Source organism: Chryseobacterium jejuense (genome assembly GCF_017877355.1).
Classification (GTDB): Bacteria; Bacteroidota; Bacteroidia; order Flavobacteriales; family Weeksellaceae; genus Chryseobacterium; species Chryseobacterium jejuense_A.
On record NZ_JAGIPR010000009.1, the window covers coordinates 1 to 14,224 of the forward strand.

Annotated in this window: 8 protein-coding genes; all 8 read left to right on the forward strand. The window is 34.3% G+C overall.

The window, feature by feature from the left end; all coding sequences use genetic code 11:
• The first annotated feature begins 627 nt into the window (after positions 1-627).
• The 8 genes from J2772_RS17280 (at position 628) to pckA (ending at position 14,150) form a co-directional block, all read left to right on the forward strand.
• Positions 628-3,483, forward strand: coding sequence for a SusC/RagA family TonB-linked outer membrane protein (locus tag J2772_RS17280; protein WP_209918936.1), 2,856 nt, complete (start codon positions 628-630; stop codon positions 3,481-3,483).
• Positions 3,484-3,495: 12 nt separating this feature from the next.
• A complete protein-coding gene (locus tag J2772_RS17285; protein ID WP_209918945.1) occupies positions 3,496-4,932 on the forward strand; it encodes a RagB/SusD family nutrient uptake outer membrane protein in 1,437 nt (478 codons plus the stop codon).
• Positions 4,933-5,023: 91 nt separating this feature from the next.
• On the forward strand, positions 5,024-6,961 hold the full coding sequence (locus J2772_RS17290; RefSeq protein ID WP_209918946.1) for a putative porin: 1,938 nt from the start codon (positions 5,024-5,026) through the stop codon (positions 6,959-6,961).
• Between the two features lie 12 nt (positions 6,962-6,973).
• Complete coding sequence (gene bshC, locus J2772_RS17295) at positions 6,974-8,560, forward strand: bacillithiol biosynthesis cysteine-adding enzyme BshC (protein WP_209918947.1); 1,587 nt, start codon at positions 6,974-6,976, stop codon at positions 8,558-8,560.
• A 38-nt stretch (positions 8,561-8,598) separates the two neighbouring features.
• Positions 8,599-10,542 carry a LysM peptidoglycan-binding domain-containing protein gene (locus J2772_RS17300; protein ID WP_245365254.1) on the forward strand — a complete coding sequence of 648 codons (1,944 nt, stop codon included), beginning with the start codon at positions 8,599-8,601 and terminating at the stop codon, positions 10,540-10,542.
• A 70-nt stretch (positions 10,543-10,612) separates the two neighbouring features.
• Positions 10,613-11,488, forward strand: a complete 876-nt coding sequence (gene fabD / locus J2772_RS17305) for an ACP S-malonyltransferase (protein ID WP_209918948.1) — start codon at positions 10,613-10,615, stop codon at positions 11,486-11,488.
• A gap of 12 nt (positions 11,489-11,500) precedes the next feature.
• Positions 11,501-12,406, forward strand: a complete 906-nt coding sequence (locus tag J2772_RS17310) for a GYDIA family GHMP kinase (protein WP_209918949.1) — start codon at positions 11,501-11,503, stop codon at positions 12,404-12,406.
• 127 nt (positions 12,407-12,533) lie between these two features.
• Positions 12,534-14,150: a phosphoenolpyruvate carboxykinase (ATP) gene (gene pckA / locus J2772_RS17315; protein WP_209918950.1), complete on the forward strand. Its 1,617-nt coding sequence runs from the start codon at positions 12,534-12,536 to the stop codon at positions 14,148-14,150.
• Positions 14,151-14,224: the final 74 nt, after the last annotated feature.

The window sequence follows — 14,224 nt, forward strand, 5'->3', positions numbered from 1 at the left end:
AACCTATAAAAAACAAAATCAGAATAGGAAAATTCCTACTCTGATTTAAGTATATTTGAAATATTAAACTAGTCAACCTTTTTCAGGACTAGTCATTATATTCATTTTATTGAAGCTTCTTTTCTTAAAATAGATCGAAACTCTTTAATAAGAAATTTTTGTTTTCAATGCACATTTGTTGGATTTCTAATCTATTTCTAAAATGAGAATATGTTAAAATATTTTTTGCTGGCAATAATATTGTAGGATAGTTAATGAGTTGCTTAATAGGGTTTTTAGGTGAAAAATGGAAAACGGTCATGTGGTATATAAAACTTTGTATATTGTTAAAATTGATTGATTTTTTTTATTTTAAACATCTATTTAGTTGAAAATTAGCGCTATTATAATTTAGATTCATTATAAATAATTTTTTTTATGTCGAATTATTAATTGTTAAATCCCTTTTTAAAACACTTATTTTTTATTTTCAATAGTAAATATGGGTAAATATTATGAATCTTTCTGTTTTGGAGGGGGTATTTGTGTTGCATTGTGAATGGAAATCACTAATCTGTGCATATAAAATTTGCTAGTGTTAATATTTATTAACATATTTGCCTCTAAAATATATTAAAATTTGTTAATATGAATGTTAAACTACGTGTATTAAGTGCTGGAGCATTGTTCTTTTTGGGGCAAGCAGCTTTTGCACAAAAAGCAAAGAAAGATACTATAACAGAGAAAGCAATTGATGAAGTTGTTATTACTGGCTCTTATGGTATTAAAGTAACACCTGAGCAGGCTGTTGGATCATTTTCTAAAGTTTCTGGAGATGCATTAACAAAGCCAGCTGCCTTATCTATAGATAATGCTTTACAGGGGAGAGTTACGGGATTGACCACTACAGCGAGTTCAGGACAACCTGGAGCAGCCACTATTACATTAATTAGAGGATTAACGTCATTAACGAGAGGAAATGATCCTTTGTATGTAATTGATGGAGTTCCAATCCCATCTGGAGATATTTCAGGGGTGTTAACAACTTCTAATGCTTTATCTTTAATCAACCCTTCTGATATTGAAGATGTTCAGGTTTTAAAAGATGGCGTTGCAACAGCTCTTTATGGATCTAGAGGTGCAGCAGGTGTAATTGTTATTACGACAAAATCTGGTAAAAAAGGAAAAGCTAATTTACAGTTCCATACTGAAATTGGTGGTTCAGATGTCGCATTTGATAAGATGGTATTTGCCAATGCTGATGAGCACATGTCTCTTTTAGGATTAGGGCTTTACAATAGAGGAGTTGCTTCATCTTTAGCTGAAGGAAAAGAGATTGCAATTGATGAATATCAGTGGGATGGTAAAACAGATACAAACTGGAGAAAATTAGTTCAAAGAAATAATCCAGCATTTAGTAAATATAACTTTAACTTCTCAGGGGGAAAAGAGAATTTTACAATTTATGCCTCTTTAGGGTATTTACAACAAGAAGGTCTTGATAGATCTGCTAAATTTGACAGATATAATGCCAACTTAAAAGCTAACTGGAAAGCTAGTGAAAAGTTAAGCATGACTTTTAGTACAATGCTATCAAGAACAGTTCAGTCTGGTCCAACAGATGCTTCTTCGTTTGGAAACCCGGTGTTTGCAGGTAAACTTTTATCTCCTACACAAAAACCATACAACGCTGATGGTAGTTATAACACAGATTTATATTTCTTAAATCCTGAATTTAACCCTATTGGTCTTCAGAATGAGAATAGTACAAAAGCTACTTTTAATAAGGTGTTAACTACTGTTTCCGCAGATTATAAGTTTCTTCCAAATTTTACATATGCAACTAACTTTGGTTTAGATTATACAAATGAAGATGGATATATTTATTGGAATCCTGATTTTGGTGACGGTACGTTTGATGGAGATAAAAATGGTAATGGACTTTTACAAAAAAGTTTAGGGAACAGACAGACATGGAACTGGTATAACTTTATTCACTATAGTAAAACATTTGCTGAAAAACATGATGTAAGTGCTTCCGCGGGTATGGAGGCTACACAAAGTAAAATTAACTTCAATAGTTTCTCTGCCCAAGGTTTCCCTGCAGGAACAAGAATCAAGCAGGCGATTGTAGCAGCTAACCCTGTAGGAGCTTCTTCCGATAGTGATCAAAGAAGTTTGATAGGATATGTACTAAGAGGTGCCTATACCTATGATAAATTTGTTTCTATTTCAGCTTCAGTAAGAAGAGATGGTTATTCTGGATTTACAGACTACTGGGGGACTTTCTTCGGAGTTGGTGCTAGTGTAGACTTAGGTAGAAAAATAAATGGATTGAATAATATTTTCAAATCCCTTAAAATTAGAGCAAGTTATGGTGAGAATGGAAACCAGGCCCTTTCTTCTTATGATAAATTAGCTTTATATAACTATGGAGGAAATTACTTAAATACAAATGCTGGTTATATTACTTCCTCAGGAGCGACTAGAGATGGTCTAAATTGGGAAACGTCTAAAAAGACGAATATTGGTCTAGACTTTGAAATTGGTAAAAAAGGATCAGTATATGGAACGTTAGATCTTTATAATAATAAAAATGTAAACCAAATCTTTGAGGTTCCAAACCCAGCAAGTACAGGTATTGGTACAGTTATTAAAAACTTAGCAGATTCATATAATAAAGGTATTGAAGCTACATTAGGATTTAGAGTTTCTAATGAGAGTTTAAGATGGGATATTAAAGGAAGTTATTCATATAATAAAGCTGAAATTACGAAACTTGCTGGAGATCAGTTACCTACGGTTATTGCGGGTAGAAAAGCTTTCTTTACTGGACATAATCCAACTGAATACTATATGAGATTATGGGCTGGTGTTGATCCTAAGAATGGAGACCCATTATGGTATACTGATGATACAAGATCAGCTACAACTAATGACATTAACAAAGCTAAACAATCCTTTACAGGCAAAAGTGCAATGCCAAAACACATTGCTAGTTTAATAAATGATGTTGAATATAAAAACTTCAAACTATCTTTTATGTTTACTTACCAAGGTGGATATTCAGTATATGACGAATGGGGATGGTTATATAATGGGGATGGACAGTATATTAACATTAACTATTTCAAGTCTGCATTAACTGATTCTTGGACTCCTGAGAATCCTGGAGCTTCAAGACCTAAATTTAGATATGAAGGGAATAAAAATTCAACTACAGCTTCAACACGTTATCTGTTTGATGGAGATCACATCAGACTTAGAAATATTGAGCTAGGATATACTTTCACTAAAAATCTTTTAAATATTGATGGACTTAATAGTGTATATGTATATTTTAGAGGAGTGAATCTATGGACATATGCTTTCGATAAAGATTTATATTTTGATCCAGAAGCTAATACTAATGCCAACAGATACACTGCGTCAAATATGGGTATTTATGACCAAACGCAGCCGAATCTTAGGCAGTATGTAATGGGAGTAGTTGTGAATTTTTAATTAGTAAGTAAAATGAAGAATATAAAAATTTTTGCAGTATCATTATTATTAATGTCTGCAGGTGCAGGTATAGTTTCAAGTTGTAGTAATGATTTTCTAGTTGAAAATCCAGAAGCAAATCCACCACTAACAGAAGCTATTACCAACGAGAAAACACTAAATATTGCAGTTGATGGTTTATATAACTACATGCAAACTAACAATGTGTCAATAAATGGGATTAGTATAGTGCAGAATAATTATTCGGCTTTAATCCCAACCATAACTGAACTAATGGGAGACAATGCCTTTGTTATAGCTAATAATTCTAACCGTTTTGCATGGACAAGATTATCTGACTTATCAGGTTATAATGTCAACAATGGTGACTTTGGCTCTTTGTGGAATTCTCTATATAGATTGATATCAAATGCTAACTTTATTTTAGAACATGAACCTAAAGTGGGTGGAGGAAATACAGCTAATTTATATGCACAAGCTCGAACTGTTAGAGCAATGTCATATCTAACACTAGTTAGTTTCTTTTCTGAAAACTATGGAGCAGGAAATCAAGAATATGGTGTTCCTTTAGTGTTAAAATATGATCCAAATGTTAAAAGTGCAAGGGCTTCTGTTGCAGAAGTTTATGCTCAAATATTAAGTGACCTTAAATCGGCTGAAGCTTCTATTGGCACTGGAAATGGAGTGGCTAAATTAAACAAAGATGCGGTAAATATATTATTATCAAGGTATTATCTTGCTACTAAGGATTATAATAAAGCTTTGACATATTCCGAATCAGTTTTAAGTGCAGGAAGTATTCTTGACAAGAGTGGTGTAGCGAATTTCTTTAAAAATGATGCAACGGATACTGGAGGGGAAGCTATTTTCCAAGTTGAATATAACGGAACAGATATACCTGCTGCTAATGATGGTATTACTGCTACTTGGTATTCTGGAGGTAGATATAAGCAAAATTTTGCAACATTAGCATTCCTTAATAAGCTAGGAGCTGGTGATATTAGAAAAGATAATTGGTACAAAGGGCCATTAGCTGGTTTTTCTGATAACCCTAAGCCTGTGGATGTGCTGAAATATACGGCAGTAGATAAAGATGTAATGGTTTTCAGAAGAACTGAAGCTGTATTTAATAAATTAGAAGCACTTTATTATACTAACCCTACTCTTGCTCTTACTGAGCTTAATACTTGGGTTAAGACTAATAGGGATGCTGGTTATAATTTTACACTAACAGGAACAGCATTGTTAGATGAAATTTTATCTCAAAAAGATATAGAATTGTTCTTAGAAGGGTTTAGATATCTTGATTTAAAGAGAAATGGTAGAAATATTGTTAATCCACAAACGGGGACTAATATGACACCTGCTAATAAGCAGATGAAGGCTTTACCAATACCTCTGGGAGAAATTCAAACTAATCCTAGTATGAAGCAATTCCCTGAATATTAATTTACAATAATTATATTATAAAAGCCCCTGCTTCTAAGCAGGGGTTTTTTATTTACTATTATTTCTTATTTTTGCTGAACAATAATGAATAATGAAGTATATCCTTTTCATAATCACTTTCTTTGGCTTTGCGGCCAGTGCACAGGTTGTTAAAACAGAAGATGCCAAAAAAACCAAGCAGCCGGAAGATACTCTGGTCATAGACTCCGGGAAGAAAGATTCCTTGAAAATTTTCAAACCTACTATCAATGATTACCAATATCAGACTCAATTTTCAGAAAAGAAAGTTTTTGATACAGTAATGACTTTTGATAAAACTTATATTTTTTCACAATACAACAATAATGATAACTTCGGAAGAGTGCAGCCTGCCAATATCGGATCAGGATTTAATCCTCTTGTATTTGAAGTGAATGCAGAACAGAATTTATCCTTATTACCTTCCAATAAATCTTATATGATTCTGGGAGCAAATGATGTGAAGTACTACGATGTGAAAACACCTACAGCAACATTTATTTATCATAATGCAATGAGAAATGGGGCTGCACTAAGATCTACCTATACTCAAAATATTGGAAAAAGATTCAATTTTGCCATTGAATATATGGGACTTCGTTCACAAGGACTTTACAGAAATTCCCTGGCTGCGAACAACAATACCCTATTTTCAGGACACTATGTTTCGAAAAGCGGAAACTATGAATTGTTTGCCCATTATCTTCATCAGAATGTTAACAATCAGGAGAGTGGGGGAATTACTGAAGATAATCTGTTTCAAAGTGGAGACAGCAATTATAAAAACAGACAGAATGCTCAGGTTAACCTGGCTTCAACGAGTTCACAATTTGCTTACAGAAGATATTATCTGAGCCATCAGTTTACTCCTTTCAATGCTGCGAAGTTTCCATTCAGTATTAGACATACAATTTTTCATCAGGGCAATAAATATTATTACAATCAGGGAGGGTTGGAAGATTATTGGTATGATACCGCTGCGGAGTTAGTGAGTGGATTCCCTTTGACAACAAAAAAATATTCCAGCAACCTGAGTAATACCTTGAGTTTGGTTTTTAATAATGAAAAATTCAAGTTAGATGCAGGAGTTCGTTATCAGATGATTAAATTTGGAATCAATGATATTGTAGCACTTAATGGGGTACCTTTTCCTAATGAACTTAAAGAAAACAGAATTGGGGCGGTAGGGAACATGCAGGTAAAACTTTGGGATAAAGTTCAGTTGAACTCATTTCTTGAGTTTTCAAACGGAAGTCAGTTTAAAAGTTATCTAAGAACAGCAAATAATCTGAAGTTTGAGCCGATAAAAGATTATTTTGTGAATGCAAAAGTAAACTTCCAGAGTGCTTACCCTTCATTCAATTATTTATTAAATACTTCTGTTTATAATAACTTCAATTATTATCTTGAAAATGCCAAGAACCAATCAGTAATGGAGCTTGGAGGAAGCATTAATTTGAAATGGTTTAAAACTGAACTTTTTGCCAACTACTTCAGAATTGACAATTATACTTATTTTGACAGTAACTACGCTCCAAAACAAAGTGAGAACTCACTGAACATTTCCCAAATTGGAGGAGATGCTACTTTTAGTTACGGGAAATTCCATTTGAACACAAGATTGCATTTCCAAAATGCATTAACCAATAAAAATCTGCTTCCAATGCCAAGTTTTGTAGGAAGAGCTAACTTCTTTTATCAGACTCTGGCATTTAAAAAGGCGGCAGAAATACAGGTAGGACTTAAAGTATATTACTTCTCTAAATTTAATTCCAGAGAATATTTCCCGGTTCTTAATGAGTATGTTCTTCCTGGTACCAGTTCATTCTCTATTGGAGGGCAGCCTATTGCGGATCTATACATTAATATGAAGGTGAAGAAAATGTTCTTTTTTATAGAAGGTCAACAGATAGGAACCGTTATTTCTAATAATAAAGCTTATGCATTTCCACATTATCCGGTGTATGATTTCAGACTGAATATCGGAATCGTGTGGTATTTGTTCAACTAAAAACGATACAGGTTGAAAACAATTAATAAAATATCATTTAATGATATAGAAAGCATACCTCAATTAGTAAAAGATTTTTTGAATCAGAATATTGAGGGTTTTGAAAATAAAACATTTTCTGTAGAGCATTTTAGCCAGCAGATTCATTTAAAAAAAGATTCTTTTTCATCAGAGCAGAGGAATATATTATTTGATGTTTTTGAGAAACAGTTATCAGATCTTAATCTTTCTTCGAAACAAAAAGAGAATCTTGAAAATCTGAAGTTACCAAACACTTTTACCATTACAACCGGACATCAGTTGAATCTATTCTCGGGGCCGGTTTTCTTTGTCTACAAAATTTTACAGACCATAAAAACCTGTACCTTTCTTAAGGAGCATTTTCCTGACTTTAATTTCGTTCCGGTATATTGGATGGCTTCTGAAGATCATGATTTTGCAGAGATTAACCACTTTAAAACGGAGAATAATTATTATGAAATTAATGAGAAATCCGGTGGACCTGTAGGTAGAATTAAGATTAGTGATACTTACTTTATCTCTGAATTTGAAAAAGAATTTAAAGATTCTGTTTTCGGTACAGAATTGATCTTAATGTTGAAAGAGGCCTATAAGGTTGGAAATACTTTGACACAAGCAATTCAGATTTTGGTGAATCGCCTTTTTTCCGAATTTGGATTATTGATTCTGGATGGAGATTCAAAGGGCCTTAAAGAACAGATTAAAGAAGTTTTTAAAGATGAGCTACTAAATTTCAGTTTACAGAAAACTTCAAAAGAGAAAGTAGATTTCCTGACTGATAAATATGGAAAAGTTCAGGTGAATCCTCGTGAAATTAATCTTTTTTATCTTTCCGAAACGAGAGACAGAATCGATTTTAATGGACAGAAATATTTTGTTGTAGATACAGATATTCAGTTTACAGAACAAGAAATCATCACTGAGCTTGAAAATCATCCGGAAAAATTCAGTCCGAATGCTTTAATGCGCCCGGTATATCAGGAAAAAGTATTGCCGAATCTTGCCTATATCGGAGGAAATGCCGAAATTATGTATTGGCTGGAACTGAAAGATTATTTCTCAAAATTACATATTCCGTTCCCCATCCTGATTCCAAGAAATTCCATGCTTTTCCTGAAAGAGAAAACACTGGGAAAAATTGAAAAACTTGATCTTAAAATAGAAGATTTCTTCCAGAATTTTACAGTGATTACCAATCGCAAGATTTTAAAAGATAATTCTATTTTAGAATTACTGGATAAAAAAGAAGAAATTTTGACCAACAGCTTTGCTGAATTAAAAGTATCTGCGGAAACCACTGAAAAATCCTTTGGAAATATGGTGAAAGCAGAAGAAGTGAGACAGCTGAAATCATTTAAAAGAATGAAGAAACGTCTTCTTCATGCAGAAAAAATAAAGCAGGGTGAATTACTGGAAAGGCTTGAAAATCTGTTTTTAGATGTACATCCTTCCAAAATATGGCAGGAAAGAGTTTATAACTTTAGTGTATTCTTTTCGGACGAAGGCTATCCATGGCTTGAAAATTGTTTGGAAGAGATGGTGGTTCAAGATTCCAAATTAATAATTGTTGCCATTTAATTTTAAAGAAGTATTTTTGTAAATTATAATTATCGAATATGATAAAGAGGTTTTTTATTCTATCCAGTTTATGTATGGTTTTGGGGGTTTCAGCCCAAAAGTCGCATACCGTTGTGCAAGGTGATAACCCTTACAACATTGCAAAAAAATATGGAATAACTGTAGATGAATTGCTGAAACTAAACCCTAAACATAAAGATGGTAAGCTAGCTATCGGAGATGTTTTAACCGTAAAAACAGAAAAAGCTGCAGCTCCGGCTGCTCCTAAAACTGCTGCACCTGAAAAAGTAGGAACAATTGCGGGAACTCCGGTGGGTAAAATTATTTTACAGCCTAAGCAGACCATCTATGGGATTACAAAACAATACAGAATTTCTGAAACAGATCTGAGAAAACTGAATCCTGAACTGGATTCTCACATGAAGATCGGGGATGAGATCACATTACCTCTTACCAGCATCAAAAAATATGGAGGAGATCAGCCTACCGTAACAACAACGGTAACAAAACCTGTAGAAACTCCTGTTGAAAAAACAGTAACAGCTACACCTACGCCTGCTGTAGAAGGAGAAACTTACGTGATTCAGGCCAAAGATAATTATTACAGAATTACAAAACAGTTTGGAATCAGCCAACAGGACCTTTATGCTTTAAACCCAGGTTTGGAAGAAAAAGGATTAAAACCTGGTGAGACTATCAAAATAAAAAGATCAAATACAGAAACTGTAGTTGAAACAACCAATTCAAAAGCAAAAATGGATGCAGGGAATGAGAATTCTTCAACGGTTTCCAATAATGTTGTAGTTGGTGATGACTACGTTACCTATACCGTTCAGCAGGGAGATACAGTGTTCTCTATTGTGAATAAGTTTGGAGTAAGTATTGATGAATTAATCGCTCTTAACCCAGATCTTTCAAAAGGATTGAAAGCCGGAATGGTTTTGAAAATCAAAAAGCAGGATCCGGTATATAGTAAGAAAAACGGAGATGCATTAAGTGTAGTATTGATGCTTCCTTTTGGATACAGTACTAACGAAACTCAATACAGAAGCATGGCTCTTGATTTCTTAACAGGTGCTAAACTTGCTATTGAAAGAAATGCAAGAGGAGGTCAGAAACTGGATGTCAAAATTGTAGATTCCGGAAATGAAGCTTCTTTCAAAAACTCTCTTACACAGATCAATCCTGAAAATACAGATCTTATTATTGGTCCATTCTTTAAGTCCAATGTAATTGACGTATTAGATTTTACTAAAAATCAAAAAATTCCTGTAGTAGCACCATTTGCCAATACACCGGAGTTATACAACTATAACAATTTGATTATCGTTGAAACAAATAATCAAACCTATGCAGATAAACTTGTAGAAGAAGTTAAAGCAGTATATTCAGATCAAAAAATATATGTAGTGGCAGACGCTAAAAAAGAAAATGCAAACTACATTAAATCAGGGCTTGAAAAAGCAGTAAAGAATCCTAATATCGTTATTGTAAACTCTCCGGCAGATATTCAGCTGGATCAAAACATGATGACAGGGCAGTCAGCTCCGGTAATTGCTGTTTTAGCCAATGAGGATATGGGAGAAGTTTTTGCTAATAAAGTGATTGCTCTTTCTAAAGAAGTACAGGGAGTAAAAGCATTCAGTATGTTCTATTCTCCGGTTTTTGAAAAGAAAGTGGATGATTTGAGCCAGGCAAGTCTGGTATATCTGATGGACAGAAAGATCAATACAGACGGTAACTTTGAAAAAGAGATTCTGGCAGCTTATAAAAGTAAATACTGCAAGACTCCTCCAAAATATGCTATCGTAGGTTTTGATGTTGTTAATGATATGTTGACAAGAGAAAATAAAAAAGGAGAAATTTTCAAACAGATGAATAAGGTGCAGACTCAGCTTGCAACAAAATTCGAGTTTGTAAAATCTAAAGCAAACGGAGCTTATGTAAACACAGGGTACAGAGTAATCCGATTGGTACCTTAGATGATTTATCTTTGTTTAAAAGGATATTGTTAACATTATAGTTATATTTGCATAATATTTAATTCAATACATGAAAGCACTTGTATTTCCAGGGCAGGGTTCTCAGTTCGTAGGAATGGGAAAAGAATTGTATGATTCTAGAAAAGATATTAAAGATCTGATGGAATCTGCCAATGAAATTTTAGGTTTCGACATTCTTTCCATTATGTTTCACGGAACGGATGCGGATCTTAAGAAAACAGAGGTTACCCAGCCTTCAATTTTTATACATTCAGTAGCAGCATTAAAAGCAGTAAACGGTCTTGGAGCTGAAATGGTAGCAGGACATTCTTTAGGAGAGTTCTCAGCATTGGTAGCTAATGGCGTTTTATCTTTTGATGACGGTTTGAAACTGGTTTCTGAAAGAGCAAAGGCAATGCAGGAAGCTTGTGATGCTAATCCAAGTTCTATGGCAGCTATTTTAGGTCTTGAAGATGCTAAAGTTGAAGAAATCTGTGCACAGATCAATGGAATTGTGGTTCCGGCAAACTATAACTGTCCGGGGCAATTGGTAATTTCAGGAGAAACTTCCGCCGTAGAGGAGGCTTGTGTGAAATTAAAAGAAGCTGGAGCAAAAAGAGCTTTACTATTACCGGTAAACGGAGCTTTCCATTCACCATTGATGCAGCCGGCTCAGGAAAGATTAGCAGCTGCTATCGAGAATACAAAATTCAGAAAGGCAACTATCCCTGTATATCAGAATATCACCACTACAGCAGTAACGAATCCTGATGAGATTAAACAAAATCTTATCGATCAGCTTACAGGTCCTGTAAAATGGACTCAGTCTGTACAGAATATGATTAAAGACGGTGCATCTAACTTCGTGGAAGTTGGACCAGGAAAAACCCTTCAGGGATTAATCAAAAAAATTGACGGATCTGTAGACTCTGCTTCTGCAATCTAATTCATAAAAAATATGAGCGCGATATTTTCACCGGGAAAGCTTATGCTTACTTCAGAATATTTCGCAATTGATGGAGCTCTTGTCTTAGCGGTACCCACCAAGCTAGGACAAGAGTTTTTCTTTGAAGAAAAAGATGATTATCAGTCTTTAATTCTTTGGGAAGCTCTTCATCAGAACAAACCTTGGTTGAAAGCTGTTATTGATTATAAGACATGGCAGATTCTGGAAACCAATATTCCATCAAGCGCTGAATTTATTGTAAAGACATTAAAGAACGTTCAGAAGCTTTCTGCTACAAAATTCAAAAACGATTTTACTTACCATCTAAAAACCAACCTTCAATTTCCTGCTGATTTTGGCCTTGGAAGCAGTTCTACATTAATGAACAACCTTGCAGAATGGGCGGATATTGATCCATTTTACTTAAATACAATCAGTTTAGGAGGCAGTGGTTATGATATTGCGGTTGCTAAAGAAAAGTCTGCAGTTCTTTTTCAGAGCAAACCGGAGATCAGATATGAGAAAGTAGATTTTAATCCATCCTTTAAAAATGAACTGATTTTTATTCATCTAAATCAGAAACAGGATAGCCGGGAAGGAATCAACCTTTATAAATCAAAAAAGAAGTCTCAGGAATTAGTGAATGAATTTTCAGATATCACAAAGAAAATTTTATTATGCAATGAATTGGAAAAATTTTCTGAGTTAATGATGATTCATGAGCGTAAAATTTCCGATTTTATTGAAATTCCTACAGTTAAAGAAAAAATATTCTCAGACTGCCCTGTATTTGTCAAAAGTTTGGGGGCCTGGGGCGGAGATTTCGTGATGAGTGCCAAATTTGGGGGCTTTAAAGACTATTTTTGGGAGAAAGGTTTTACTACTGTTTTTGAATGGCCTGATTTAATTAATTTATAATCAGTGTTTTACACGTCCTTTTTTTTATTTGTCATTCTGACTTATATCAGTATATTTAAACCACCTTTAACAAATAATTAATATTATTTTTGTTGAAGTCAATAAAGAAATAGAAAATATAAGTAAAATGAAAAACACTAAAATCATCCAGGATTTAGAGAAATTAGGGATTAAAGGAAACTATGAAGTAGTGTATAATCCATCTTATGAAGAATTATACCAGGCTGAAGTTTCTCCTGAAAATCAGGGGTTTGAGAAAGCGGAACTTACGGAATCGGGCGCGGTATCAGTAAAAACAGGAATTTTCACAGGTCGTTCACCTAAAGACAGATATATTGTTCAGGATGATGTTACAAGAGATACAATTTTCTGGGATGGTAAAGTAAACTTACCTACTACAGCAGAAATTTTCGGGTCTTGTAAAGAACTAGTGCTGAACCAGCTTGCTGAATCTAAAAAGATTTATGTAGTAGATACATTCTGCGGAACGAATGCAGATACGAGACTTAAAGTAAGATTTATCGTTGAAGTAGCATGGCAGGCGCATTTTGTTACTAATATGTTCATTCGTCCTTCTCACTATGAGCTTGAAAACTTTGGAGAACCAGATTTCACAGTAATCAACGGTTCCAAAACAACAAACCCTAACTGGGAAGCTCAGGGATTGAATTCTGAAAACTTTATCATGTTCAACCTTACTGAAAAACTACAGATTATTGGTGGTACTTGGTACGGAGGTGAAATGAAAAAAGGGATGTTTGCGATGATGAACTATTACCTTCCATTAAAAGGGATGGCTTCAATGCACTGTTCTGCTAACGTAGGAGAGAAAGGTGATGTAGCTTTATTCTTTGGTCTTTCAGGAACAGGAAAAACTACGTTGTCTGCAGATCCGAAAAGATACCTTATCGGTGACGATGAGCACGGTTGGGATAACAACGGAGTATTCAACTATGAAGGAGGATGCTATGCTAAAGTTATCGACTTATCAGAAGAAAAAGAACCAGATATCTTCGCTGCAATTAAGAGAGATGCACTTCTTGAAAACGTTGTTGTTAACAATGGAGTAGCAGATTATACAGACGGATCTATCACTGAAAATACAAGAGTTTCTTACCCAATCTATCATATTAACAAGATTGTATTGCCTTCTAAAGCAGGACATGCTAAAAAGATTGTTTATCTTTCAGCAGATGCATTCGGAGTACTTCCTCCGGTTTCTATCCTGAATGAAGATCAGGCTCAATACCACTTCCTTTGCGGTTATACCTCTAAATTAGCAGGAACTGAAAGAGGAATTACTGAACCTCAGCCATCTTTCTCTCCGGCATTTGGTGAAGCGTTCCTTACATTACACCCAACAATGTACTCTAAAACATTGATCGGAAAAATGAAAGAGCACGGTGCTAAAGCGTATTTGGTAAACACAGGTTGGAATGGTACTGGAAAGAGAATTTCTCTAAAAGATACAAGAGCAATCATTGATGCAATCATTGACGGATCTATCGATAATGCTCCTAAAACTCAGGTTCCAATCATGAACCTTGAGATTCCTACTGAACTTCCAAACGTTTCTACAGGTATCCTTGATCCTAGAGATACATATGCTAATGCTTCAGAATGGGAAGAAAAAGCAAAAGATCTTGCTTCAAGATATATCAAAAACTTTGAGCAGTATTGTGATACTGAAGAAGGTAAGAGATTAATTGCTTCAGGACCTCAATTACAGGAACAAACTATCTAATCATAGATATAATACAAATAGAAAAGCCTCATCATTGATGAGGCTTTTTTTTTATCTCTCGCGGATCAAGTTGA